We start from the raw sequence: 26,015 nt of genomic DNA, 5'->3' as shown, positions 1-26,015 counted from the left end.
GTTGTGGCTAACGGGCTCAGTAAATTACTTTGTGGCCGTAGCTTTCCAGAATGCTTTTCACGCGATCCATGGTTTCCGCTTTCGGCGGATGGACGCCGTCCAGCTTGTACTCTTCACCCATCGCCACCCATTTGTGCTTACCCAGTTCGTGATAGGGCAGCAGTTCGATTTTCTCGATGTTGGTCATGTCTTTGGTGAACTCGCCCAGCATATGCGTCGACTTGTCATCGTCTGACCAGCCCGGCACTACCACATAACGGATCCAGGTGCGTTGATTACGTTTCGCCAGATAGCGGGCGAAATCCAGCGTGCGGTGGTTGGAAACGCCGACCAGATTCTGGTGAATGTCGTCGTTCATCTGTTTGAGATCCAGCATCACCAAATCGGTGGCATCCAGCAGCTCATCGATCACCGGATCGTAGCGGCGTACAAAGCCGTTGGTGTCCAGACAGGTATTGATCCCTTCTTCATGGCAAGCGCGGAACCAATCGCGGACGAATTCTGCCTGCAGTATGGCTTCACCACCGGAGGCCGTTACGCCACCGCCGGAGGCATTCATAAAGTGACGATAAGAGACGGCGTCTTTCATCAACTCTTCAACGGTCACTTCTTTCCCGCCGTGGGTATCCCAGGTGTCACGGTTATGGCAATACAGGCAGCGCATCAGGCAGCCCTGGAAGAAGACGATAAAGCGGATCCCCGGACCGTCTACGGTGCCACAGGATTCGAAGGAGTGGATGCGACCTTTCACTGACATTGCGGGGTTTTCTCCAATATTGACTGTCAAACGCAGTCTAAAAGTAGGCTCATAACCGCCAGCCAGGGATCAGCGATGCAGCAACCGGGCAAGGCCCGACGACTGGGGTGAAACGATGCCTGTTGGCCGGTTATTACGCCGGATAACTGTTTTGCCGGATATCCACCAATTCCATTCAGTATAGCTATCTGGCAAAACAGACTCTGAGTGAGTCAGGGTAGTGCATTTGCTAAAAAGGCCGGAAAGATCCGGCCCCAAATTTCAGCTTGACTACCGGGCGGGGTTTCCCGCCCGGATGGGGCAATTACATCGACTGAGTGAAAGTACGAGTAATGACGTCTTGCTGTTGTTCTTTGGTCAGCGAGTTGAAGCGAACGGCATAACCAGATACGCGGATGGTCAGCTGAGGGTATTTCTCAGGGTTTTCCATCGCGTCCAGCAGCATTTCACGGTTCATCACGTTAACGTTCAGGTGTTGACCACCTTCGATAGACGCTTCGTGGTGGAAGTAACCGTCCATCAGACCCGCCAGGTTGGCTTTACGCACGTCGTCGTCTTTACCCAGCGCGTTTGGCACGATGGAGAAGGTGTAGGAGATCCCGTCCTTCGCGTAAGCAAACGGCAGTTTGGCTACGGAGGTCAGGGAGGCTACAGCACCTTTCTGGTCGCGACCGTGCATTGGGTTAGCACCTGGACCGAATGGCGCACCAGCGCGACGACCGTCTGGGGTGTTACCGGTTTTCTTGCCGTAGACCACGTTAGAAGTGATGGTCAGCACGGACTGAGTCGGTACCGCATTACGGTAGGTACGCAGTTTCTGAATTTTCTTCATGAAACGTTCTACCAGGTCACAGGCGATGTCATCAACGCGAGCATCGTTGTTACCGAACTGCGGATATTCACCTTCGATTTTGAAGTCGATAGCCAGACCGTCTTCGTCACGGATGGTGGACACTTTAGCGTACTTGATGGCGGACAGGGAGTCAGCCGCAACCGACAGACCGGCGATGCCGCAGGCCATGGTGCGATAAACGTCACGGTCGTGCAGTGCCATCAGCGCAGCTTCATAGCTGTACTTGTCGTGCATGTAGTGAATGATGTTCAGCGCGGTCACGTACTGCTTGGCCAGCCAATCCATAAAGTGGTCCATGCGTTCCATGACTTTGTCATAGTCCAGCACGGTGTCCATCATTGGCGCTTCTTTCGGGCCTACCTGCATTTTCAGTTTTTCATCAACGCCGCCGTTGATTGCGTACAACATGGTTTTCGCCAGGTTGGCACGGGCACCGAAGAACTGCATTTGTTTACCGACAATCATCGGGCTGACGCAACAGGCGATGGCATAGTCATCGTTGTTGAAGTCTGGGCGCATCAGGTCGTCATTTTCATACTGTACGGAAGAGGTGTCGATAGACACTTTCGCCGCGTATTTTTTGAAGTTCAGAGGCAGTTTTTCAGACCACAGGATGGTCATGTTCGGTTCCGGAGACGGCCCCATGGTGTACAGGGTGTTCAGGAAGCGGAAGCTGTTTTTGGTTACCAGAGTACGGCCGTCAATGCCCATACCTGCCAGGGACTCGGTCGCCCAGATTGGGTCACCGGAGAACAGCTCATCATACTCAGGGGTACGCAGGAAGCGCACCATACGCAGTTTCATTACCAGGTGGTCAATCAGTTCCTGCGCTTGTTCTTCAGTCAGTTTGCCTGCATCGATGTCGCGTTGAATGAACACGTCAAGGAAGGTAGACACGCGGCCGAAGGACATTGCTGCGCCGTTCTGAGATTTCACCGCGGCCAGGTAGCCGAAGTAAGTCCACTGTACAGCTTCTTGTGCGGTGGTAGCAGGACCGGAGATATCGCAGCCGTATTTGGCAGCCATTTCTTTGATCTGACCCAGAGCGCGATGCTGTTCAGCAATTTCTTCGCGCAGCTGGATGGTCATTTCCAGATCTTCGCCGTTTTCCAGCTTGGTCTGCAGTGACTTGAACTGGTTCAGTTTGTCGGCCATCAGGAAATCGATGCCGTACAGCGCTACGCGGCGGTAGTCACCGATGATACGACCACGGCCGTATGCATCTGGCAGACCGGTCAGCACGCCGGATTTACGGCAGTTCAGGATATCTTTGGTGTAAACATCGAATACGCCCTGGTTGTGGGTTTTGCGGTATTCGGTGAACACTTTTTTCAGCTGTGGATCCAGTTCGCGGCCATAGACCTTACACGAACCTTCGACCATTTTGATGCCGCCGAATGGGATCAGCGCGCGTTTCAGAGGGGCGTCAGTCTGCAGACCTACGATGGTTTCCAGCTCTTTAGCGATGTAGCCAGCGTCATGGGAAGTGATGGTCGCGGCAACGTTGGTGTCGAAATCAACTGGCGCATGGGTGCGGTTTTCCAGTTTGATCCCTTCCATAACCTTTTCCCACAGGGTGGAGGTGGCCTGAGTTGCGCCAGCCAGGAAGGATTCATCACCCTCGTAAGGAGTGTAGTTTTTCTGGATGAAGTCACGAACGTTGACTTCGTTCTGCCAGTCACCTTTGCTGAAACCTTCCCAAGCTTTGGCTAACTTCTCGTTAAGTTCGGTCATTATACACCTACCTTTAATTGTGGAGTTCTAACTCGGCGCGCGATAACTAACAGCTTAGTGCTGTTGTTCACCACCGCGCAGATAAATTACCCAGTAAGTCAACCCAACCAGTAAACCGCCGCCAATGATGTTGCCAATGGTGACTGGGATCAGATTGTCGATGATAAAGTTGCTTACAGTCAGATGAGCAAACTGCTCGGGTGCTGCCCCTATGGCTTGCCAGAATTCCGGCGTGGCGAAGTTTTTAACCACGATACCCATAGGGATCATAAACATGTTGGCGATGCTGTGTTCGAAACCGCTGGCGACGAACATGCCGACCGGCAGGATCATGGCGAACATTTTGTCCATCAGGCTGCGGCCTGAGTAACTCATCCACACGGCCAGGCAAACCATCAGGTTAGCCAGGATGCCGAGGCAGACGGCCTCAACAAAGGTGTGATGCAGCTTGTGGTCAGCGGTTTGCAGGACGTTCAGTCCCCATTGGCCGTTGGCCACCATGTGTTCGCCGGAGAACCAGATGAGCGCGACGAAGAACAGGGCGCCGATCAGGTTGCCGATATAGACATTTAGCCAGTTGGCAGCCAACTGGTACCAGCTGATGCGGCCGCTGGCTTTGGCGATGACAATCAGCACGGTGGAAGTGAACAGGTCGGCGCCTGAAACCACGACCAGCATTAACCCCAGAGAGAAGCAGATGCCGCCGACCAGTTTTGCCAGGCCGAAAGGCACACCGGCAGTGCCGGTAGTCGCAGTGATATAAAATACGAATGCGATTGAAATAAAGACGCCGGCAGTGATCGCCAAATAAAACGTTTTCAGCGGGTGCTTGGTGGCTTTATACACACCTGCATCTTCAGCGATTTTCGCCGTTGCTGCAGGTAATATCAGATCGAAGGGGTTGTCAGCTTTCACACTAACTCTCGCTTTTAAGGGTTAAAACAACGCAATGAGATACTAGCAAAGCAGTATAGGGTAAAAATTGATTTGGATCATAAGGCGGGAAACTAAAACGGCCAAAAACCAGATAAATCGCAAGGTTTATTTAGTTAATTTATTGATTTTTAAATAAAAACAATTTTTTAATGTTTGCAAATAATTTTGAATTTGCGACCGCGCCAACCTTGAATAGGTTAAATTTTAGCGCATTTTGTCACTTTCAGAGCGGCAAGGTTTAATTATCGGTTAATTATTATTTTACCGGCCCGTAACAACTGCTGTTTTATTTATCTTGTTTACCGTTAAGTGCGTAATTAGGCGAAAAAATAAAACAAAAAAACGGCTATTTAACCGTCAAATAATTCTTTGTTATTTTTTCTGTCTTGGTGTTGCGCCGGCAGAAGGCCGCCGGCGCACAGATACTGAGATTATGCCTGCGCCCAATGGCGACGCTTGGCGGTCTGCAGTTTTTCATAGGCCGCTAGCAGCGCCTGATGTGCCGGTAAGGCTTTCAGATCGCTATCGACAGCGAACAGGCCGTTAAAGCGTTCTTCACCGCTGATGGCCGCAGAGGCGGCATCCACCGTTTCCTGGCCGTACATCTTCACGAAGGCGGAATAGTATTGCGCCGGATCGCGTTCAGGCTCCTGCGTCAGCAGCAACAGGGTTTGCAAACAACGGTAGTAGTTGCTGCGCGCCGGGCTCAACACGGAAGAGTTGAAGTCCTGCGTCCATTCGGCCCAGATCAGCGCCTGATCCAGATCGCCGCCGGCCAACGCCAGCATTGACTTCAACTCGCCGATACGCAGGGTAGACCAGGCGTTGTCTTTGCCGGAAGCAATTCCCAGCAGCTCGCGCACGCGGGTGAAGTCGTCCAGGCCTTCGTCGTCCAGGCGTTCTAACAGCGCCAGATACTCTTGCGGCTCCCACTCGCTGCCCGGCAGTGCCAGCAGCGTATCGCGCAGGTGCGCCCCCATGCTGTTGTTGGCCAGCAGCAGGTCTTCCGCCGGGTAGATGTCGGACATGCCCGGTACGATGATGCGGCAGGCGTAGACATCCAAATGTTCATAGTCGGCGATATACACTTCAGCGCCTTCTTTGTCGAAGATGCTCATCAGCGTCGCGAATTCTTCCTGCGTGTTGCCGCTGAAGCTCCAGTCGACAAACGGGTAATCCGCGTCCTGCTTGAACATATCCCAGGAGATCAAACCGCTGGAGTCGATAAAGTGGGTTTCCAGGTTAGTGTGCTCCGCCACTTCTTCGTCGTCGAAGGTCGGTGCGGTGAACACGTCCAGATCTTTCAGGCTACGGCCCTGCAGCAGCTCAGTGACGGTACGCTCAAGCGCCACGCCGAAATCAGGATGGGCACCGAACGAGGCAAAACAGGTGCCGTTAGCCGGGTTAAACAGCACCACGCAGATCACCGGATAATTACCGCCCAGCGACGCGTCGTAAGACAGGATCGGGAAGCCTTCTTCTTCAAGCTTGGCGATGGCTTCTACCACGCCAGGATAGCGGTTCAGTACCTCGGCCGGGATCTCTGGCAGGCTGATGGATTCGGCGATGATGCGATTTTTCACATAACGCTCAAACACTTCGGACAGGCCTTGTACGCGCGCTTCGTTGGCGGTATTACCAGCGGACATGCCGTTGGACACGTACAGGTTACCGATGATGTTCATCGGAATGTAAACGGTCTGCTGGTCAGACTGGCGAGAGAACGGCAGGGCGCAAATGCCGCGATCGCCATTACCGGACTGCAGATCGATCAGATCGCTTGCGTTGACTTCCTGATCCGGATTGTAGAAAGCATGCAGACGTTCATCGAGAATACCGGCCGGCAGCGAGTCATCGGCTGGGATCGGGAACCACTTCTCGTTCGGATAATGCACGAAGTCACCTTCGGCAATCTGTTTCCCCAGATAGAAGTCGGCAAAGAAGTAGTTGGTGGAAAGGCGTTCGAAGTATTCGCCCAAAGCGGAGGCCAGAGCAGCTTTTTTGCTGGCGCCTTTGCCGTTGGTGAAGCACAGCGGGCAATCGCGATCGCGGATATGAACCGACCATACATGAGGTACCGGATTCAGCCAGGAGGCCTCTTCGATATTAAAACCCAGGTCGCTTAATTTCTGTTGGAAACGGGCGATAGAGTCTTCCAGCGCGGCGTCTTTGCCAGGGATAAAAGTTTGCGTCATTGTCTTCACTTTTTGAGCGTACTAAAAACGCGCAATGATACGGGGTTTTACTCTCAAGCTCCATGTATTCCTAAAGCGGTGGCAAAGTCACAGTTTTTTTAGGGATAAGGGCCATAATTCAGCGGGTTATCTATCATGGAGAAACTCAATGAAATCAGTGAAACTCAGCGCCGTGGCGCTACTGTTGGCGGGGGCGAGCGGTTCGGCGTTGGCTTTGCCTACCATTACCTTGTTGGCGACCGGCGGCACCATTGCCGGCGGTGGCGAATCGGCGACAAAATCCAACTATACGGCGGGGAAACTGGGTGTTGACGCTTTAGTGAGTGCCGTGCCTGAGCTAAAAAACCTCGCCAACGTGCAGGGCGAGCAGGTGGTGAACATCGGGTCGCAGGACATGAACGATGAGGTGTGGCTGAAGCTGGCGAAGAAAATCAACGCCGACTGCGCTAAAACGGATGGCTTTGTCGTTACCCACGGCACAGATACGCTGGAAGAGACCGCCTATTTTCTGGATCTCACGGTCAAATGTGACAAACCGGTGGTGATCGTCGGGGCAATGCGTCCGGCAACGGCGATGAGCGCTGATGGTCCGTTCAATCTGTATAACGCAGTGGTGACGGCGGCAGATCCGCAATCGGCGAAACGCGGGGTGTTGGTGGCGATGAACGACAGCGTGTTGGATGCACGCGATGTGACAAAAACCAATACTACGTCGGTGCAGACTTTCCAGTCGCCTAACTTCGGCCCGCTTGGTTACATCCACAACGGCAAGGTTGATTACCAGCGTGCGCCGCAGCGCAAGCACACCACCGAGACCCCGTTTGACGTGTCTAACCTGACAGCGTTGCCGAAGGTGGGCATTATCTACAATTACGCCAATGCTTCCGATGCCCCTGCGAAGGCTTTGATCGCCGAAGGGTATCAAGGCATCGTCAGCGCTGGGGTCGGTAACGGCAACCTGTATAAAACGGTGTTCGATACGTTGGCGACGGCCGCACATAACGGTGTCGCCGTGGTGCGTTCTTCCAGAGTGCCCACCGGCTCCACCACAGAAGACGCTGAAGTGGACGACGCTAAATTCGGTTTTGTCGCTGCCGGCACGCTGAACCCGCAGAAGGCGCGGATCCTGCTTCAACTGGCGTTGACGCAGACCAAGGACGCTAAACAGATCCAGCAGATGTTCAATCAATACTGAGTGCATTTTATTCATTCGGGGGCCCTGGAGCCCCCTAGCCATGTTGGCTGAATACAGCATAAAAAACCGCGTTAACCCACTGAATTGGCCACCTTCACAGCGTTTTATTGCAGAAAATACCGGTGATTTGGCAGAGCCTGTTATCGTCACGTTCAAGGCTTTCCCGGCATCGGGCGAATAACCATTGCAGGCGGGGGGCGTGAGTGATAAAACCGATGGGTTACTTCGGGCGTATTTCGGTAGGCCAGTATCATTGGCGAATAGTGAATGTGGTGAGGGGAAATGACTCAGGTTTATAATTTTAGCTCTGGCCCGGCAATGCTGCCGGTTGAAGTGTTGCGTCGTGCAGAACAGGAGCTGTGCAACTGGCACGGCCTCGGTACCTCGGTGATGGAAATTAGCCATCGCAGTAAAGAGTTTATCGAAGTTGCCCAGCAGTCCGAGCAGGATCTGCGCGATCTGCTGAAGATCCCCTCCAATTATAAAGTGCTGTTCTGCCACGGTGGCGCTCGCGCACAGTTTGCTGCGTTGCCGTTGAACCTGCTGGGTGACAAAACCACCGCGGACTATATCGACGGCGGTTATTGGGCGCACAGCGCCATCACCGAAGCGCAAAAATACTGCTCGCCAAACACCATTGACGTGAAAACCAACGTCGACGGCCTGCTCGGCATCAAACCGATGAAAGAGTGGCAGTTAAGCGATGACGCGGCCTATGTGCACTATTGCCCGAATGAAACCATCGACGGCGTAGCTATCGATGAGTTACCTGACTTTGGCGATAAAGTGGTGATTGGCGATTACTCCTCCACCATTCTGTCGGGTCCGCTGGACGTCAGCCGTTTCGGCGTAATTTACGCCGGGGCGCAGAAAAACATTGGGCCGGCCGGGCTGACCCTGGTGATCGTGCGTGAAGATCTGCTGGGCAAAGCGCGTCGCGAAGTCCCGTCCATCCTCGATTACACCGTGCTGGCCGAAAACGATTCCATGTTCAACACGCCGCCGACCTTTGCCTGGTACCTGTCCGGCCTGGTGTTCAAATGGCTGAAAGAGCAGGGCGGCCTGGTAGAGATGCACAAACGCAATCAGGCCAAGGCCGAATTGCTGTACGCGACCATCGACAGCTCTGACTTCTACCGTAGCCGGGTGGCGCATGCCAACCGCTCCTGGATGAACGTGCCGTTCCAACTGGCGGATTCTGCGCTGGATAAAGTCTTCCTCAGCGAAGCAGAAGCCATTGGCCTGCAGGCGTTAAAAGGTCACCGGGTGGTTGGCGGCATGCGTGCTTCTATTTACAATGCAATGCCGTTGGCCGGGGTGAAGACCTTAACCGACTTTATGGTCGACTTCGAACGTCGTCACGGTTAAGTCCGGCGCCTGTCGTGAGCAGGTAGCCTTCGCTGTTGTCCTTTTGCGTTAAAGCGGCTCCGGCATTATCCCGGGGCCGTTTCGTTTATCAGATTTTGGAGATTTTTGTTCACATGGTGGATTCCCTGACGTTACAACCGGTTGCCTTGGTCAATGGCACCGTCAACTTACCTGGCTCCAAGAGCGTGTCCAACCGTGCTCTGCTGCTGGCTGCGCTGGCGGAGGGGACGACGACGCTGACCAATCTGCTGGACAGCGATGACGTGCGCCATATGCTGAATGCGCTACAGGCATTAGGGGTGAGTTACCAACTGTCAGACGATCGTACCACCTGTACAGTCGAAGGTGTTGCCGGCCCGCTGGTGGCTAATCAACCGCTTGAGCTGTTCCTCGGCAATGCCGGCACCGCGATGCGCCCTTTGGCGGCGGCGCTGTGCCTGGGCAGCAATGATGTGGTGTTGACCGGCGAACCACGGATGAAAGAGCGCCCAATCGGTCATCTGGTGGATGCCCTGCGTCATGGGGGCGCGCAGATTGATTATCTGGAGCAGACCGATTACCCGCCGTTGCGCCTGCGCGGTGGCTTCCAGGGCGGCGATGTGACCGTGGACGGCAGCGTATCCAGTCAGTTTCTGACCGCATTGCTGATGACGGCACCGCTGGCCAAACAGGACACCCATATCCATATCAAGGGCGAGCTGGTTTCCAAGCCGTACATTGATATCACCCTGCATCTGATGCGCACCTTCGGCGTTGAAGTCAGCCACGACAACTATCGCGTGTTCCACATTAGCGGTAGCCAAACCTATCGCTCACCGGGTGATTATCTGGTGGAAGGGGATGCCTCTTCCGCGTCTTATTTCCTGGCGGCGGCGGCGATTAAAGGCGGTACTGTCCGCGTTACCGGCATTGGTAAAAAAAGCGTTCAGGGCGACACCAAGTTTGCCGACGTGCTGGAAAAAATGGGCGCACGTATTACCTGGGGCGATGACTATATTGAATGCAGCCGTGGTGAACTGCGCGGTATCGACATGGACATGAACCATATTCCTGATGCGGCAATGACCATCGCAACCGCAGCCCTGTTTGCCGAAGGCCCGACCACCATCCGCAATATCTACAACTGGCGAGTTAAAGAGACCGATCGCCTGGCGGCGATGGCGACGGAGCTGCGTAAAGTGGGGGCTGAGGTGGATGAAGGGGAAGACTACATTCACGTGGTGCCACCGGCCAAGCTGAAATTTGCCGATATCGGCACCTATAATGATCACCGTATGGCGATGTGCTTCTCGCTGGTGGCGTTATCGGACACCCCAGTGACCATTCTCGATCCGAAATGTACCGCGAAAACCTTCCCGGATTACTTCGAACAGCTGGCGCGCATCAGTCAATTGGCATAATTCCACAGTCAGATGCTTTTTTTTAAGGCCCTTAATTGGGCCTTTATCGTTTTTAACGCCCGCAGGCTACGGGCGTCCACTATACTTTTGCGCGGACGTACGCTTATTTTCAACAACCAGACAGTTCCAGGGTAACAGTTAGTCGTTTGGCAGCGTATAATGCGCCACCGTGACTGCCCCGACTGGGCAGGCGGCAGGGACGCTTTTAATTATGCTTTCGCATTGTGCTGACGGCAGGTTATGTCCCTGTGAGGTTTTCTACCTGAAGGAGAGAGAAATGACGGCTACAGCTCCGGTGATAACCGTTGATGGACCAAGTGGCGCAGGCAAAGGTACTTTGTGTAAGGCGCTGGCCGAATCCCTTGGTTGGCGTTTGCTGGATTCCGGTGCGATCTATCGCGTACTGGCACTGGCGGCACTGCATCATCAGGTTGATATCACTTCTGAGGAGGCGCTGGTTCCCCTGGCCGCACATCTCGATGTTCGCTTTGTTGCCGAAGGTGGCAAACTGCAGGTGATTTTGGAAGGTGAGGATGTCAGCAATGAAATCCGCACTGAAACCGTCGGCAATACCGCTTCGCAGGCAGCGGCTTTTCCGCGCGTGCGTGAAGCCTTGTTGCGGCGCCAGCGTGCATTCCGCGAGGCCCCGGGCCTGATTGCCGATGGACGCGACATGGGCACCGTGGTATTCCCCGATGCGCCGGTAAAAATTTTCCTGGATGCCAGTTCTGAAGAGCGTGCGCACCGCCGCATGCTACAGTTGCAGGAAAAGGGCTTTAATGTTAACTTTGAACGTCTTTTAGCCGAGATAAAGGAACGGGACGACCGTGACCGTAATCGGCCTATTGCGCCACTGGTGCCGGCCTCCGACGCCCTCGTGCTGGATTCAACCAGCATGTCGATCGACGAAGTCATCCAGCGTGCGCTGACATATGCACATGAAGTTTTAGCGTTGCCGCAGCAGTAAGCGCGGCGGCGTTATTGGCTTTTTGTCATATTTGTCATGGCAGTATCGAACTATATCGGGTAAAATTTTACCCCTGTAACCTAAACCCTGTCGGCATGGAGCCAATGGCGGGGTATGTGAAACAACCCCATTCGGCGGGATGCTAAATGGACGTTAAACTATAGAACCCTGAAGATTAAACATGACTGAATCTTTCGCTCAACTCTTTGAAGAATCCCTGAAAACAATCGAAACCCGTCCGGGTTCCATCGTTCGTGGCGTTGTAGTTGCTATCGACAAAGACGTAGTACTGGTTGACGCCGGTCTGAAATCTGAGTCTGCCATCCCGGCTGAGCAATTCAAAAACGCACAGGGCGAGCTGGAAATCCAGGTAGGCGACGAAGTTGATGTTGCGCTGGACGCTGTTGAAGATGGCTTCGGTGAAACTCTGCTGTCCCGTGAGAAAGCTAAGCGTCACGAAGCTTGGATCACGCTGGAAAAAGCTTACGAAGAAGCTGAAACTGTCGTCGGTGTTATCAACGGCAAAGTTAAGGGTGGCTTCACTGTAGAGCTGAACGGTATTCGTGCGTTCCTGCCAGGTTCCCTGGTTGACGTGCGTCCAGTACGTGACACTCTGCACCTGGAAGGCAAAGAGCTTGAGTTCAAAGTCATCAAGCTGGACCAGAAACGCAACAACGTTGTAGTTTCTCGCCGTGCGGTTATCGAATCAGAGAACAGCGCAGAACGTGATCAACTGCTGGAAAACCTGCAGGAAGGCATGGAAGTTAAAGGTATCGTTAAGAACCTCACTGACTACGGTGCATTCGTTGATCTGGGCGGCGTAGACGGCCTGCTGCACATCACTGATATGGCTTGGAAACGCGTTAAGCATCCGAGCGAAATCGTCAACGTTGGCGACGAAATCACTGTTAAAGTGCTGAAGTTCGACCGCGAGCGTACTCGTGTTTCCCTGGGCCTGAAGCAACTGGGCGAAGATCCATGGGTCGCTATCGCGAAACGTTACCCAGAAGGCACCAAGCTGACTGGTCGTGTAACCAACCTGACTGATTACGGCTGCTTCGTAGAAATCGAAGAAGGCGTTGAAGGCCTGGTACACGTTTCTGAAATGGATTGGACCAACAAAAACATCCATCCGTCCAAAGTTGTTAACGTGGGCGATGTAGTGGAAGTTATGGTTCTGGACATCGATGAAGAGCGTCGTCGTATCTCCCTGGGTCTGAAGCAGTGCAAAAATAACCCATGGCAGCAGTTTGCAGAAACCCACAACAAGGGCGACCGCGTTGAAGGTAAAATCAAGTCTATCACTGACTTCGGTATCTTCATCGGCCTGGACGGCGGCATCGACGGCCTGGTTCACCTGTCTGACATCTCCTGGAACGTTGCAGGCGAAGAAGCAGTTCGTGAATACAAGAAAGGCGACGAAATCGCAGCGGTTGTTCTGCAAGTTGACGCAGAGCGCGAGCGTATCTCCCTGGGCGTGAAGCAACTGGCTGAAGACCCGTTCAATAACTACCTGTCTATGAACAAGAAAGGTACTATTGTTACTGGTAAAGTCACTGCAGTTGACGCCAAAGGTGCTACAGTTGAATTAGCAGGCGGTGTAGAAGGTTACCTGCGTGCATCTGAAGCCTCTCGCGACCGCATTGAAGATGCAACTCTGGTTCTGAATGTGGGTGACGACGTTGAAGCTAAATTCACCGGCGTTGACCGTAAGAACCGCGTAGTAAGCCTGTCCGTACGTGCTAAGGACGAAGCTGACGAGAAAGACGCAATCGCTACTGTTAACAACAAACAGGAAGAGAGCAACTTCTCTAACGCTATGGCTGAAGCTTTCAAAGCGGCTAAAGGCGAGTAATGACGGGGGGCGGTTTTTTAATCGCCCCGATACGGTAGTTTAGCTGCAAAGCTTGGAGGAACTATGACCAAGTCTGAACTTATTGAAAGACTTGCTGGCCAGCAATCTCATGTACCGGCGAAAGCCGTTGAGGATGCAGTGAAAGAGATGCTAGAACATATGGCTGCTACGTTAGCCGATGGTGAACGCATTGAGATCCGCGGATTCGGCAGTTTTTCTCTTCACTACCGTGCTCCGCGTGTGGGTCGCAACCCGAAAACTGGTGATAAAGTTGAGCTGGACGGCAAGTACGTTCCTCACTTCAAGCCAGGAAAAGAGCTGCGTGACCGCGCCAATATCTATGGTTAGTCACTGACTTCCATAGAGTTGTTGCTTGTACTGAAATATAAAACGGCGCCCCCAGGGCGCCGTTTTTTTTGGCCTGAACGCTGAGATTGACCGGTTGATTCTGCACTTTTCTGCTTGCCACGTCGCAACATGTTGCCCCTGAAGGTAACGGTCATCGTTATTGTGCGGTGCCTCGCGCACGTTGTTAGATTATGGCTGGTGGAACCTGGTCTTGATGTGAACAATCCCGTGATGTTGGCGGCTTGAATAGCTGCCCCAAACCGGGAGAAACCCTATCAAGACCTCGCTGGATTTGGCGACCATCGCGATTATCTGCGGCACTCTGCCCCTGCTTTTCATGCCGCACCTGCCTGACGCACGAATAATGCTATGCGTCATTTTGCCCATCTGTTGTTACCTGTGGCGCAGGGGGGCCCTATGCCGATTTATGGCATGGGGGGCTTTAGGCTTTCTGTGGGCGGTATTCACTGCCGGAAACCTGGTCGATCAAATCAACCGCCTGAGCCAGGGGCCTGTAGTGCATGCCGTGGTCAAGGTTAGCAGCATTGCGCTTGCGGCTACGGCACGCAAGCAGACGGTAATGCATATAGAACAGATTAATGGCAGGTGGTTGGTGCCATCCATTGCCTTTTCCACACTGTGGCAACCCAAAGAGCAACCTTTGTGCGCCGGACAGCGCTGGCAGATGCAACTGCGCCTGCGGCCTGTACACGGCAATTTAAATGAAGGGGGCTTCGACAGCCAACGTTGGGCTATCTCGCAGCGTCAACCATTAACGGCACAGGTAAAGAGCGCCACACTTTTGGATCCCGCCTGTAGCTGGCGACAGCGTATTATCCGCCATGCTGAAAACAATATTGGTACGGTTCGTTATCAGGCCGTCTTACTGGCTTTGGCCTTTGGTGAGCGAGGGGCGCTTGAGCCGGGGTTGCGTTCGCTGATGTTAAAAACTGGTATTGCTCACCTGATGGCCATTTCAGGGTTACATGTGGCGATGGTGGCCATTTTGATTTGGTCTTTGCTGCGGGTGATACAAGTTTTGTTGCCTGCCCATAGGATTGGTTACCGTTTCCCTCTGGTGATCAGTTGGCTCGGTGCATTGGGTTATATCTGGTTGGCTGGTGCACACCCACCGGCGGTAAGAACCGGCCTGGCGTTGACCCTCTGGATGCTGCTACGCATACGGGGCATTCATTGTTCCTCTTGGCAAGTTTGGTTGTGGTGTATCGGCTTGATACTGATTTGCGATCCGCTGGCGGTGTTGTCCGACAGCTTTTGGCTCTCGGCGATGGCGGTGTTATGCCTGATATTTTGGTTTGAATGGGTCCCCCTCAGTTCCCGTTTTCGCGTGGGGTGGTATTGGGCACCGCTGCGTTGGCTGCATATTCAGTTTGGTATCACTTTGTTGCTGGTGCCGATGCAAGCAGGCTTGTTTCTTGGCCTCAGTATGACCTCAATACCGGCCAATCTTTGGGCCGTACCCTTGGTTTCCCTGGTGACGGTTCCGCTGATACTTCTCGCCGTGGTACTGGGGATTTTCCCTCCGTTGAGTACCGGGTTGTGGTGGGCAGCAGACCTCACGCTGGCGTGGGTTTTCACCCCATTACACTACCTGCAGAACGGGTGGCTTGACCTTGGCGCAGCATCGCTGGTTGTCAGCATTATGGGCTGGTTGATGGTGATTTTCTGGCGCTTTCATTGGTGGCTGCGCTATGTCTCGGTGCTGGTAACGCTGGCAGTGTGCTGCCTGCTGTGGCGGGAGAAAGCCCCGTCATATCGCTGGCGCGTAGATATGCTCGATATTGGTCATGGCTTGGCCATGGTGGTTGAAAAGAATGGCCGGGCGATATTGTACGATACTGGACCCCGTTGGGAGACGGGCAGTGCGGCCACGCGCAATATCGTCCCCTTTCTTAAATGGCGTGGGCTGCCGGTGGATCAAATCGTCATTAGCCACGATCATTTGGACCATATCGGTGGTCTTGAGGAATTGCAGCAGGCATTCCCGCTGGCGACGGTGAGAAGTCCTCGGCTTGGCGCTGGCCACTTACCCTGCGTCGCGGGGGAAAGTTGGCAATGGCAATCGCTGCAATTCCAGGTGCTGTGGCCACCGAAAGCAGTAAAGACCGCGGGAAATGACGACTCGTGCGTCATCCGTATCGATGATGGCAAATACAGCCTGTTGCTGACCGGTGATGCGGAAAAAAGGTCGGAAGCACAGCTGGTACGGCATCAGCGCCATTTGTTGCGTTCGACGATATTACAGGTTCCTCACCATGGCAGTAAAACGTCATCCACTCCGCCATTTTTACGTGCTGTAGCGCCGGAGGCGGCAATAGCTTCCGCATCGCGTTACAATAAATGGCGATTACCTGCGGTTAAAGTCGTCGCCAGATATCGGGAAAATGGCATCATATGGCGCGATACATCGCGCTCCGGTCAGTTATCCGTACTTTTTTTCGACAACGATTGGCAAATTAAAGGCTTTCGTGAACAAATAATGCCCCGTTGGTACCATCAGCGGTTTGGCGTAGAGGGTGATAATGAGTAAAATGGGCCGCTATTTCTTCCGATGCTGGTATTTGCATGATGAATGATAAAGATCTCTCCACCTGGCAGACTTTCCGTCGCCTCTGGCCGATGATCACACCTTTTAAGACCGGGCTGATCGTGGCCGCCATTGCGTTGGTAATGAACGCAGCCAGCGACGCCTTTATGCTGTCTTTGCTTAAACCTTTATTGGATGACGGTTTTGGGAAAACGGAAAGCAGTATCCTGCTGTGGATGCCATTGGCCGTTATTGGCCTCATGGTGGTGCGCGGGGCGACGGGCTTTGTTTCCAGCTATTGCATTTCATGGGTTTCCGGCATGGTGGTGATGCACATGCGTCGTCGTCTGTTTGGCCACATGATGAGAATGCCGGTGTCCTTCTTCGACCAGCAATCTACCGGTACATTACTGTCTCGCATCACTTATGATTCCGAGCAGGTCGCTTCATCCTCGTCCAGTGCACTGGTGACCGTGGTGCGTGAAGGGGCGTCGATCATCGCGCTGTTCACCATGATGTTCTATTACAGCTGGCAGCTTTCGGTGATCCTGATCGTCCTGGCTCCTATTGTCTCTATTGCGATCCGCATCGTTTCCAAGCGCTTCCGTAATATCAGTAAAAACATGCAGAACACCATGGGGCAGGTGACGACCAGCGCCGAGCAAATGCTGAAGGGCCACAAGGAAGTTCTGATTTTTGGCGGCCAGCAGGTTGAAACCGATCGCTTCAATTCGGTCAGCAATCGCATGCGTCAACAGGGTATGAAGTTAGTTTCAGCTTCCTCAATCTCTGACCCTATCATTCAGTTGATCGCTTCGTTGGCGTTGGCCTTTGTGCTGTATGCCGCCAGCTTCCCAAGCGTGATGGAAACCCTGACTGCGGGTACCATCACCGTGGTGTTCTCTTCGATGATCGCTCTGATGCGTCCGCTGAAGTCACTGACTAACGTCAACGCGCAGTTCCAGCGTGGGATGGCCGCGTGCCAGACCTTGTTCTCGATTCTGGACATGGAGCAGGAAAAAGACACCGGTACCCGCGAAGTGACTCGTGCGAAAGGCGACATCGAATTCCGCAATGTTACTTTCTACTATCCAGGCAAAGAAACCCCAGCGCTGCGTGATATCAATCTGAGCATTTCAGAAGGTAAAACGGTGGCGTTGGTGGGCCGTTCAGGATCGGGCAAGTCGACCATCGCCAATTTGCTGACCCGATTCTATGACGTTCAGGAAGGCGAGATCCTGATGGATGGTCACGATCTGCGCGAATACACGCTTGCGTCGTTGCGCGATCAGGTAGCCCTAGTTTCGCAAAATGTGCATTTATTCAATGACACCATCGCCAACAACATCGCTTACGCGCGTGAGGAACGCTATACCCGCGAAGAGATAGAGAAGGCCGCGCGCATGGCTTATGCCATGGATTTCATTGAGAAAATGGACAATGGTCTGGATACGGTAATTGGCGAGAATGGCGTAATGCTTTCCGGCGGTCAGCGCCAGCGTATCGCCATCGCCCGTGCCTTGCTGCGCGATTGCCCGATTCTGATCCTCGATGAAGCCACCTCGGCACTGGACACCGAATCAGAGCGTGCTATTCAGGCCGCGTTGGATGAGTTGCAGAAAAACCGTACTTCATTAGTGATTGCGCACCGTCTGTCGACGATTGAGAAAGCCGATGAAATCCTGGTGGTTGAGGATGGCCGTATCGTCGAGCGTGGCGAGCATGCCGTATTGATCGAAAAGCAGGGCGCCTATGCCCAGCTGCACCGTATGCAGTTTGGTCAATAATGATCGAACGCATCTGGTCAGGCAGTTCGCTGGTTTATTTGCTGTTATTACCGCTGTCCTGGCTGTATGGCCTGGTCAGCGGACTGATTCGGCTCAGCTACCGTTGCGGCCTGCGTAAAAGCTGGCGTGCGCCGGTACCGGTAGTAGTGGTGGGAAATCTCACCGCTGGCGGCAATGGCAAAACCCCGATGGTGATCTGGCTGGTGGAGCAGTTGCAGCAGCGTGGTTACCGGGTGGGTGTCGTTTCGCGCGGTTATGGCGGTAAAGCAGAGGCGTATCCGCTGTTACTCAATGCGAGTACTACTACCCGGCAGGCCGGGGATGAGCCGGTTCTGATATATCAACGTACCGCCGCGCCGGTTGCCATCTCGCCGAACCGTGCCGAAGCGGTTCAGGCGCTGCTTAAGCAGCACCGACTTGATATTGTGATTACCGATGACGGTTTGCAGCATTACGCCTTACAGCGCGATTTTGAATTGGTCGTGATTGATGGTGTACGCCGCTTCGGTAATGGTTGGTGGTTGCCTGCGGGCCCGATGCGCGAACGCGTTTCGCGTTTGAACAGCGTTGATGCATTGATCACCAACGGTGGCGTGGCGCAACCGGGTGAAATTGCCATGCGATTGCAGGCGCGCGAAGCGGTGAATGTTGCCACTGGCGAACGCCGGCCCGCGGTTGAATTGCTGCATGTGGTGGCGATGGCCGGCATTGGCCATCCGCCGCGCTTCTTCGCCACGCTGGAAAAGCTGGGTGTGGACGTTGAAAGAGAAGTGGCGTTTGCCGATCATCAGGAATACCAACATGACCCGCTGGCGGCGCTGGTAACTCCTGGACAAACGCTGCTGATGACTGAAAAAGATGCGGTCAAATGCCGGGCCTTTGCCCAGCCTAACTGGTGGTATTTACCGGTTGATGCGGTACTTCCCCCCGATCAGGCTGAGCAACTGCTGCAAAACATCGAAGCCCTGCTGAAGCAATAATTCAAACCGCTAGCGCGTGCAGCCCCAAGGCTTGCGCGCAGGCGTCTATCGAGCGCTGCTGTGTTTGCTGATACAGCGATAGCTCATCGATCACCTCGGCTCCCAAAGCCAGTTCAAACGCCGCTTTGCTTGACGTTGCGTTGTATTGCGCATGGCTGGTATCGCCGAGATTCGACTGAAAAATACCCGCGGCACTGACCGGCAAGAAATCTTCATACACCAATGGCTGGAAGCGGATATATTCCTTGGCAATCAACTGTTCCAGCGTGCTGTGCTGATCCAATGAGTCTTTGGCTGCCAGCCCGCATTCGGTCGGGAAATAGCGGAACCAGGCCAACTGCTGCTCTCGCAGGGTGGCATAATCATCCGGAAACGCCTGAAAGTTTTGCGCCAGCAGTTGATTGTAGCGATCTGCGTTTTTCTCGTTGGGCGGTGCCTGCAGTGCATCGTTGGTAGCCTGCAGCAGACGATCGTAGAGTGCGCGGCCTTTCGTCGTCAACGCAACGCCGCGCTGTTCTATTTCACCGAAGCGGGCAGTATGGTGCCCGTGAACGGCGCTGCCGTCATGCTCAACGAAATCGACGTTTTCCTCCAGCGCTTTAAAGCTGGTTTGGCGCAGCAGGATAGGGCGGCGACGCGGCGGTGGCCCTTCAATCACCGCTTTGGGAGTGATTCCCCGGCCAGGCATTGCCTGTTGAACCAGGTCGATATTAAGGGTGCGCGGCGTCAGGTGGTTAATGTGCGGGCCTTTGAACGCGACCACGTCAGCAATCAAACGGTGTTGGTCGTGCAACTGCTGATATTCGGCTGCGCTGACCGTCGCCCGGCTGTGCCAACGGAAGGTTTCCAGCGCTTGCTCGACAAATTCGTCGGCCTGGTTCTCGTCCAACCCTCCCTGGGCTTCTTGTAAGGCGATCAGCTCCAGTGCGCGCTCGGTAAATATTCTACGACGCGCCAACAGTTGTTGCGCCAGTTGACGTAGTTCCGGATTATCAATCAGCTCTAGTCGCAAGAGCGAAGTGAACACGCGAAAGGGGCTGATTTGCAGCGCGTCTTCATGCACCGCACGAAATGCGGTGGAGTGGACCGGAACGCCTGCCACGGCCAGATCGTAATAACCGACCGGGGACATGCCCATAACATTAAACAGCCGCCGCAGGGTCGCCAGTTCTTGCTCAGTTCCCACCCGGATAGCGCCGTGACGCTCCATGGCCAGTCGTTCGATTTCGCCGGTAATTTGTAATTGATGAGCCAATGCGGCATCTTCGCGCAGGACCTGTCTGTTAGTTTCCGCCACCAGTTCGAGCAAATCGCCGTACAGAGGTACCTCTTTTTGGTACATCTCTGACATGGCGTGGGAGAATCTGGCGCGGATTTCATTCGGTGAGACGAACTGCTGGGCGGTCATGCGCATAGCTCCTTGATTCAGTATAATCTGAAAAATTATATTTTTGACGGCATAAGTGCTGGCTGAAAGGCCATCTGCCTTGTTTTCACCTCAAGTTTAGCCATGTCGAATGGGTTTTGTTATAGCTTGGGCAAGCATATTAGATTTTTATGCGTTAGCTCTCATTTGAACAGCACAGGGCGGTAACATTGGCCGTCCAGAAGGCAATAACGCCAAGATTTTTACATAAAAAAAGATAAATTAACTCATGCACAATCATAGACATAAAAACAAATTCGAAGTAATGATAAAAATAAGGCAATAAACCTCTTGTGCAAAGAATAGATTTATGAGTAAATGCAAGTCGGCCTGTGATACAGACCTATTTATGTTCGAGTATAGAGTTAAGCAGTTCCTCCAAAAACGTTATCATCTGATTCCGCTTCAAAGACGAACCTTCTAAGTACCTCCCATAAGTAATGTTTCTAAAAACGGCCTAAATTGCCTTATGGCAGGTTTTGTATATATATTTAAAAGGTAAATGTGTAATGTCTAAGAAGACTGGTCAGGTGAAGTGGTTCAACGAAAGCAAAGGTTTTGGTTTTATTGAACAGAACGACGGTGGAAAAGATGTATTCGTACATTTCTCTGCAATCGCGACCGACGGTTTCAAAACTCTGGCTGAAGGCCAGCGTGTTGAGTATACCATCCAGGACAGCCCGCGCGGGCCGGCTGCCGCCAACGTTGTTGCTCTGTAATAAAACAGGGAATAGCGTAAAACGATCTTAATACAACCATGATGATGCGTTATTGCTGATTCATTGCGGAAGATATTAAGTTCAACAAGCCCGCCGTAGTGCGGGTTTTTTATTTTTTGCTCACGAGAGGTTTGTTACGAAAAACTTTAGGATGGGCTGGTAGCGTCCAACAATAATAAAAATGACGTTGTTAAGGATGCTCAAGTAAAAGGATATAAGTTATGTTTAAAAATACTGTGTTACAAATGGGCCGTGTGAAATGGTTTGATCAGGCCGCAGGCTATGGTTTTATTTCACCGGTAGACGGTAGCGACGAAATCTATGTAAGCCGTCGTTCTATCGCCAATACTAAAAATAAATCATTGAACGAAGGTCAGAACGTCGAGTTCTCGATCTATCGCAGCTCCCACGGGCTGTCAGCGGCAGACGTTATCGCGTTCTGACCCACCCCCTTCCTCGCCAGTGCCGGTGCCGCCACCCCAAGCACTGGCGAAGATAAATTCCCCGATATCCACTATTATCAAGCGATTGCTTAATCACTTCGGATATCAGGATGAACACCCCCGTTATTTCTCTTACTGCCGCCCGTGCGCTCCACCTTGCCGCACAGGGGTTGTTAACCCCGATAAAACGTAAAGCCAAGCCCGACGATGTGGTTGCCGCCATTCAGCGTATGGGCCTCCTGCAAATAGACACCATCAGCGTTGTCGCTCGCAGCCCCTATTTGGTGCTGTTCAGCCGCTTGGGCGATTATCAGCCCGAATGGCTGGAACAGGCGCTGGCCGGTAGACAGTTGTTCGAGTACTGGGCACATGAAGCCTGCTTTTTACCCATTGAAGATTTTGGCCTGCTGCGACATCGTATGCTGCAGCCGCAGGGTATGGGCTGGAAGTATTCCGAAGAGTGGATGCAGGACCATCGCACCGCAATTGATGCACTGCTGCAACATATTGAAGCCACTGGCCCCGTACGTTCGGCGGATTTTAGCGCCGAGAAGAAAGGTAACAGCGGTTGGTGGGATTGGAAGCCGGAAAAGCGGCATCTCGAGATCCTGTTTACCGCCGGCAAACTTATGGTGGCTGAGCGACGCAACTTCCACCGCGTTTATGATCTTACGGAAAGGCTAATGCCCCATTGGGATGATAGTCGACACGGGCTGGCGGCCGATCATGCGCGGCATGAGATGCTGACGCGTACCTGTCGCTTCCTGGGGATATTCAAGGCTGAATGGCTGGCAGATTACTACCGACTGAAGCGAGTAGCGCCGAAGGCACTCTTGGCCGGGTTACAGCAGCAGGGGGAAGTGCTGCCGGTGTTGATCGACGGATTGGACGGGGAATTTTACGTACACCATTCGCTGGCCGCAGAACTGCGCCTGGCGGAGCAAGGAAAGCTGAAATCAAGCGTAACCACTCTGCTTTCTCCCTTCGATCCAGTGGTTTGGGATCGCCGCCGCGCCCTGGAGTTGTTCGATTTCGATTACCGGTTGGAGTGTTACACGCCAAAAGAAAAACGGCAGTATGGCTATTTCACCCTTCCCGTGTTGCAACGTGGAGAACTGATTGGTCGCATTGATGCAAAAATGCATCGTCGGCAGGGTATATTTGAAATCATCAGTTTCCATCCGCAGACCAAGGTTCGCTTTGGTAAACAGCGTATGCAGGACATTCGGCAAGCCATCACCCGTAGTGCAAAATGGCACGGTGCAAATCAGGTTATTTTGGGTGATATTCCGGCACCGCTGGCGACCGAATGGCGCGAGGGTTGGGAAGTGGAATAACGAACGGCGTTGTCGGCGTGGGTAAAACGAATTCCAGCGCCGCTCGTTACAAGGGGGTGGCCTCAGTTGCTGAAGTTGGCAAACATGGCGATGATCTTATGAATACGTTTGATCATGAGAAATATCTTTTTGTGATCTGAGTCACAAAATTCTACGCCTGTGCCATTGCCAGTTCAATCCCTGCAGCAGATTAAAACGCAACAGCAAGGCAGCCGGTGATTAACCTGGCGCATAGCGTTGTGCTATCCTCATCCACTTTCCTTACGTAAGATCTCCACCCTGGAGGATGCATGGACCACCGTTTACTCGAAATCGTTGCCTGTCCGGTCTGCAACGGTAAGCTCTATTTCAACAAAGAAAACCAGGAACTGGTGTGTAAAGTGGATGGCCTGGCCTACCCGCTGCGTGATGGCATTCCGGTTCTGCTGGAAAATGAGGCGCGGGCGCTTTCATTGGATGAGAAACACGCATGAGTTTCATCGCTATTATTCCAGCTCGTTATGCTTCAACCCGTTTGCCTGGGAAACCACTGGCCGATATTCACGGTAAGCCGATGGTGGTGCACGTCATGGAACGTGCGCGCGAGTCCGGTGCCAGCCGCGTTATTGTGGCGACCGACCACCCAGCCGTCGCCGAAGCGGTGAAAGCGGCCGGTGGTGAAGTTTGCATGACCCGGGCCGATCACAATTCGGGCACCGAACGTTTGGCTGAAGTGATCGAGCATTATGGCTTTAATGATGACGAAATCATCGTTAACGTTCAGGGTGACGAACCTCTTATCCCTCCGGTCATAGTACGGCAGGTGGCTGAAAACCTGGCGGGCAGCCAGGCTGGTATGGCTACCTTGGCAGTGCCGATCGACAGTGCGGAAGAAGCCTTCAACCCCAATGCAGTTAAGGTGGTTATGGATGCGCAGGGCTATGCGCTCTACTTTTCGCGCGCCACCATTCCGTGGGATCGTGAACGTTTCGCCCAATCCAAAGAGAGCATCGGCGACAGCCTGTTGCGGCATATCGGCATTTACGCCTATCGCGCCGGCTTTGTACGCCGTTATGTCACCTGGGCGCCAAGCCAACTGGAACAAATTGAGTTGCTGGAGCAGTTGCGGGTGCTGTGGTACGGCGAAAAAATCCACGTGGCGGTTGCCAAGGCAATGCCGAGCGTGGGGGTTGATACGCCGGAAGACTTGCAGCGTGTCCGTGACAGCATGAAAAGCTGATCATTGAACGCCGGTGCGCCACACGGCACGCCGGCGGTATTATCATTTCCCTTCTTATATCCCCATTTTGTTGATCTGCGTTGAAGAATTTATCTGCTTAGCGTTCGATGATAGCTGCGTCTCTTCCTATCTCTTGAGGCTATTTCCTTATGGAGCAGTTACGCGCTGAACTGAGTATTGTGCTGGGTGAGTCTATCAGCCGACTGGAACGCGTCAGCGAGCAGCCTTATGCACACATGTATTCACTGTACGACCAACAGGGGCACGCTATTCCGCTGATGGCGAAAAGCTTTGTCTGCCAAGGGATTGCCCAGCAGGAGGCCTATAAGCTGTCGATGCTGGCGCGCGAAGGCGATATTCGTTTGCCGACGGTGTATGGCGTGGTCTATACCCAGCAATCACCCTATAAAGAGATCTTGCTGATAGAACGTTTGCGGGGCGTATCCGCAGAAGCGCCGACGCGCACACCGGATCGCTGGAATTCGTTGATGGAACAGGTGGTCGACGGCGTATTAGCCTGGCACCGTATCGACAGCCACGGCTGTGTCGGCACGGTCGACAGCACTCAGGAAAACGACTGGTTCTGCTGGTATCAACAGCGGGTGGAAGTGCTGTGGTCAACGGTCAGCAACCTTAATTCGCCGCAGCTGACGATGGCAGACCGTCGCTTGCTGTATCGCACACGTGAAGCATTGACCCATTTTTTTGTCGGATTCGACGATCCCTGCGTGCTGGTGCACGGCAACTTGTCGCTACGCAGTATGTTAAAAGACCCCAAAAGCGATCAATTACTGGCGATGTTGAACCCTGGAATGATGCTGTGGGCGCCACGGGAATATGAGCTTTTCAGGCTGTGTGAGGCAGGAATGCCCAGTCAGTTGCTGTTTTATTATTTGCAACGTGCGCCGGTGGCGGAATCTTTCCTGGTGCGGCGCTGGTTGTATGTGGTGTGGGAGGCGGTGGGGCGGTTGATTCATACCGGCAAGCTGGATCGGCAACCGTTTGATTATGCTTCCAAACAGCTGCTGCCCTGGCTTGCCGGTTAAGCTTGTTTAGTCGACAGAAACCTCATCGGCCCCTTTAAGCCGTTGCCATAGGCTGCCGAGCGTTTCATACCAGGCACGTTCGCTGTGGCCAAGGAACATAGCCGATGGCACCACGCGATCCCAGATATTCAAACGTGAGCTGATGGCCAATTGGTTGGCCGGTGCCGGAATAGGGTGCAGCCCCTTGGCTTCAAAGAAGCGCATCGCCCTTGGCAAATGGTTAGCCGAGGTCACCAGAATAAAGGGCTGTTGCCCGACCAGCTTCGACACCTGCAACGCCTCTTGCTCGGTATCCATCGGGCGATCCAACAGCACCATGTCGCTGCCTGGCACTCCCAGGCTTTCCGCTACCTTCGCCGCCGTCGCCGCGTTACTCAGAGTATTGGGGCCTCCGGCTCCGGTGAACACCATTTTTGCGCCGGGATGCGCGAGATACAGGCGCACGCCTTCCGTGACGCGTGGCAGGCTGTTACCGATCAGGTTGGAACTGGGGGCCCAATCGGGATTAAAGGTATAGCCGCCCCCCAGCACCACGATATACTTTACCGGGTCAGTGCCGCGATAGGTGACATACTCCGATTCGATTGGGCGTAGCAGCCTGTCGGCCACCGGCTGCAGGCTGAAAAGCAGTAAAAACAGCCAGCTCACCGTCAAAATGACCCTGCCGCTTTTTTGCCAACGGGTGAACCACAGCAGCAACAGCGCCAGTCCCATCAACAGCAGCAGCGCAGGTAACGGCATTAAAATGGCGCCAATGAACTTTTTCAGGTTAAACAGCATCAAAAATCAGGTCCTTTTGGGCGAAAAAACGACATCCGGGCACATTCAGGCCGCAAGAAGATTCATTCTAAGCCAGTCTGTGCCAAAATAGCAGGTTTGAATGGGCTGGCGCTTTGCCCCCA

At 53.5% G+C, this 26,015-nt stretch carries 21 protein-coding genes; 15 read left to right on the top strand and 6 right to left on the bottom strand.

The features are described from left to right. Positions 1 to 16: 16 nt before the first annotated feature. The 4 genes from pflA to ycaO form a co-directional block, all read right to left on the bottom strand. On the bottom strand, positions 17 to 757 hold the full coding sequence (gene pflA, locus AC1RKC_RS05265) for a pyruvate formate lyase 1-activating protein (protein WP_020826121.1): 741 nt from the start codon (positions 755 to 757) through the stop codon (positions 17 to 19). 304 nt (positions 758 to 1,061) lie between these two features. Then, positions 1,062 to 3,344 (bottom strand): formate C-acetyltransferase, encoded by a 2,283-nt coding sequence (gene pflB / locus AC1RKC_RS05260; protein ID WP_262259136.1) that lies wholly within the window; start codon positions 3,342 to 3,344, stop codon positions 1,062 to 1,064. 54 nt (positions 3,345 to 3,398) lie between these two features. Beyond that, positions 3,399 to 4,259 carry a formate transporter FocA gene (gene focA / locus AC1RKC_RS05255; protein WP_020826123.1) on the bottom strand — a complete coding sequence of 287 codons (861 nt, stop codon included), beginning with the start codon at positions 4,257 to 4,259 and terminating at the stop codon, positions 3,399 to 3,401. A 452-nt stretch (positions 4,260 to 4,711) separates the two neighbouring features. Beyond that, positions 4,712 to 6,475 (bottom strand): 30S ribosomal protein S12 methylthiotransferase accessory factor YcaO, encoded by a 1,764-nt coding sequence (gene ycaO, locus AC1RKC_RS05250; RefSeq protein ID WP_020826124.1) that lies wholly within the window; start codon positions 6,473 to 6,475, stop codon positions 4,712 to 4,714. A gap of 148 nt (positions 6,476 to 6,623) precedes the next feature. On the opposite strand from ycaO, the gene ansB reads away from it, so the two are divergent. The 9 genes from ansB (at position 6,624) to lpxK (ending at position 18,923) form a co-directional block, all read left to right on the top strand. Beyond that, positions 6,624 to 7,670: an L-asparaginase 2 gene (gene ansB, locus AC1RKC_RS05245; protein WP_129940229.1), complete on the top strand. Its 1,047-nt coding sequence runs from the start codon at positions 6,624 to 6,626 to the stop codon at positions 7,668 to 7,670. 282 nt (positions 7,671 to 7,952) lie between these two features. Next, entirely contained in the window at positions 7,953 to 9,038 is a 1,086-nt protein-coding gene (serC, locus tag AC1RKC_RS05240; protein ID WP_020826127.1) for a 3-phosphoserine/phosphohydroxythreonine transaminase, read from the top strand. Positions 9,039 to 9,151: 113 nt separating this feature from the next. Beyond that, on the top strand, positions 9,152 to 10,438 hold the full coding sequence (gene aroA / locus AC1RKC_RS05235) for a 3-phosphoshikimate 1-carboxyvinyltransferase (protein WP_493091969.1): 1,287 nt from the start codon (positions 9,152 to 9,154) through the stop codon (positions 10,436 to 10,438). 277 nt (positions 10,439 to 10,715) lie between these two features. Further along, a complete protein-coding gene (cmk, locus tag AC1RKC_RS05230) occupies positions 10,716 to 11,405 on the top strand; it encodes a (d)CMP kinase (protein ID WP_020826129.1) in 690 nt (229 codons plus the stop codon). A gap of 181 nt (positions 11,406 to 11,586) precedes the next feature. Beyond that, the gene (rpsA, locus tag AC1RKC_RS05225; RefSeq protein WP_020826130.1) at positions 11,587 to 13,260 is read left to right on the top strand and encodes a 30S ribosomal protein S1; all 1,674 of its coding nucleotides are present in this window, start codon (positions 11,587 to 11,589) and stop codon (positions 13,258 to 13,260) included. Between the two features lie 63 nt (positions 13,261 to 13,323). Continuing rightward, the gene (gene ihfB, locus AC1RKC_RS05220; protein WP_004942652.1) at positions 13,324 to 13,608 is read left to right on the top strand and encodes an integration host factor subunit beta; all 285 of its coding nucleotides are present in this window, start codon (positions 13,324 to 13,326) and stop codon (positions 13,606 to 13,608) included. Positions 13,609 to 13,858: 250 nt separating this feature from the next. Next, on the top strand, positions 13,859 to 16,159 hold the full coding sequence (locus AC1RKC_RS05215; RefSeq protein ID WP_493092258.1) for a ComEC family protein: 2,301 nt from the start codon (positions 13,859 to 13,861) through the stop codon (positions 16,157 to 16,159). Between the two features lie 35 nt (positions 16,160 to 16,194). Continuing rightward, on the top strand, positions 16,195 to 17,943 hold the full coding sequence (gene msbA, locus AC1RKC_RS05210) for a lipid A ABC transporter ATP-binding protein/permease MsbA (protein ID WP_048761888.1): 1,749 nt from the start codon (positions 16,195 to 16,197) through the stop codon (positions 17,941 to 17,943). Next, the gene (gene lpxK / locus AC1RKC_RS05205) at positions 17,943 to 18,923 is read left to right on the top strand and encodes a tetraacyldisaccharide 4'-kinase (protein WP_116690813.1); all 981 of its coding nucleotides are present in this window, start codon (positions 17,943 to 17,945) and stop codon (positions 18,921 to 18,923) included. The genes msbA and lpxK overlap by 1 nt, the downstream gene beginning before the upstream one ends. A 1-nt stretch (position 18,924) precedes the next feature. Here the strand turns inward: lpxK and hglS are convergent, their stop codons facing one another. Then, the gene (gene hglS / locus AC1RKC_RS05200; RefSeq protein WP_020826135.1) at positions 18,925 to 20,331 is read right to left on the bottom strand and encodes a 2-oxoadipate dioxygenase/decarboxylase HglS; all 1,407 of its coding nucleotides are present in this window, start codon (positions 20,329 to 20,331) and stop codon (positions 18,925 to 18,927) included. Positions 20,332 to 20,858: 527 nt separating this feature from the next. Here hglS and cspE point away from each other — a divergent pair. The 6 genes from cspE to AC1RKC_RS05170 all read left to right on the top strand — a co-directional run bounded on the left by cspE (position 20,859) and on the right by AC1RKC_RS05170 (position 25,113). Next, a complete protein-coding gene (gene cspE, locus AC1RKC_RS05195) occupies positions 20,859 to 21,068 on the top strand; it encodes a transcription antiterminator/RNA stability regulator CspE (protein ID WP_020826136.1) in 210 nt (69 codons plus the stop codon). A gap of 221 nt (positions 21,069 to 21,289) precedes the next feature. Next, positions 21,290 to 21,511, top strand: coding sequence for a cold-shock protein (locus tag AC1RKC_RS05190; protein ID WP_006320799.1), 222 nt, complete (start codon positions 21,290 to 21,292; stop codon positions 21,509 to 21,511). A gap of 110 nt (positions 21,512 to 21,621) precedes the next feature. Then, the gene (locus tag AC1RKC_RS05185) at positions 21,622 to 22,848 is read left to right on the top strand and encodes a winged helix-turn-helix domain-containing protein (protein ID WP_261159347.1); all 1,227 of its coding nucleotides are present in this window, start codon (positions 21,622 to 21,624) and stop codon (positions 22,846 to 22,848) included. Between the two features lie 290 nt (positions 22,849 to 23,138). After that, the gene (locus AC1RKC_RS05180) at positions 23,139 to 23,321 is read left to right on the top strand and encodes a Trm112 family protein (protein ID WP_006320791.1); all 183 of its coding nucleotides are present in this window, start codon (positions 23,139 to 23,141) and stop codon (positions 23,319 to 23,321) included. After that, on the top strand, positions 23,318 to 24,067 hold the full coding sequence (kdsB, locus tag AC1RKC_RS05175; RefSeq protein WP_020826139.1) for a 3-deoxy-manno-octulosonate cytidylyltransferase: 750 nt from the start codon (positions 23,318 to 23,320) through the stop codon (positions 24,065 to 24,067). The genes AC1RKC_RS05180 and kdsB overlap by 4 nt, the downstream gene beginning before the upstream one ends. Before the next feature lie 149 nt (positions 24,068 to 24,216). Beyond that, a complete protein-coding gene (locus AC1RKC_RS05170) occupies positions 24,217 to 25,113 on the top strand; it encodes a YcbJ family phosphotransferase (protein WP_020826140.1) in 897 nt (298 codons plus the stop codon). A 6-nt stretch (positions 25,114 to 25,119) separates the two neighbouring features. Here the strand turns inward: AC1RKC_RS05170 and elyC are convergent, their stop codons facing one another. Next, positions 25,120 to 25,893 (bottom strand): envelope biogenesis factor ElyC, encoded by a 774-nt coding sequence (elyC, locus tag AC1RKC_RS05165; protein WP_427690751.1) that lies wholly within the window; start codon positions 25,891 to 25,893, stop codon positions 25,120 to 25,122. Positions 25,894 to 26,015: the final 122 nt, after the last annotated feature.

Source organism: Serratia sp. GW822-FHT06E05 (assembly GCF_058799445.1).
This window is presented reverse-complemented; position numbering and strand designations above follow the sequence as displayed.